Consider the following 642-nt stretch of genomic DNA (forward strand, 5'->3'; position numbering starts at 1 on the left):
CGGTCAAACCGGCGCTATTTGCGCCCCGGCCCCCTATCGAAGGGGTCCTCGTACTCCTTGACGCTCAGCCGGTCGAGCGCGATGTCGGCCTTCTCCTGCTCCCGGATGTACTTCGCGATCGTGGCCTCGTTCAGGCCGACGGTGGACACGTAGTAGCCCTCGGCCCAGAACTTCCTGTTGCCGAACTTGTACTTCATGTTCGCGTGCCTGTCGAATACCATCAGCGAGCTCTTCCCCTTCAGGTAGCCCATCACGCTCGACACGCTGTACTTCGGCGGTATCGCCAGCAGCATGTGGACGTGGTCGGGCATCAGGTGCCCCTCGATGATCTCTATCCCCTTGTACTGGCAGAGCTTCCTGAAGATCTCCCCAAGGTCGGACCTTATTTGGTTGTAGATGACTTTGCGCCTATACTTCGGCGTGAACACGACGTGGTACTTGCACATCCACTTCGTGTGCGACAGGCTGTAGGCCTTCTGGGCCATACGCCACCACCGCCCTCTCGACTCGGATTCCTTGCGGCCTGAACAATCGCAAGTGTCCGGCGAGGGGGCGGCTTTGTAAAGCCGGTTGTCCCCACCCGCATAGCGGGTGGTTTCTGATGCGGCGCGCTGCGCGCCCCGCACAGGCTAAAGCCTTTAA

The 642-nt window shown here is 60.3% G+C and carries 1 protein-coding gene; it reads right to left on the bottom strand.

Annotated features, from left to right (window positions below; translation table 11 throughout):
* Nucleotides 1-14: 14 nt before the first annotated feature.
* On the bottom strand, nucleotides 15-485 hold the full coding sequence (tnpA, locus tag DW913_RS09960) for an IS200/IS605 family transposase (protein WP_117734320.1): 471 nt from the start codon (nucleotides 483-485) through the stop codon (nucleotides 15-17).
* Nucleotides 486-642: the final 157 nt, after the last annotated feature.

Source organism: Collinsella sp. AM42-18AC, assembly GCF_003467965.1.
GTDB lineage: Bacteria > Actinomycetota > Coriobacteriia > Coriobacteriales > Coriobacteriaceae > Collinsella.

Bases quoted from the DNA above. Each gene is read 5' to 3' on its own strand.
- tnpA (WP_117734320.1), bottom strand. From the start codon at position 485: ATGGCCCAGAAGGCCTACAGCCTGTCGCACACGAAGTGGATGTGCAAG.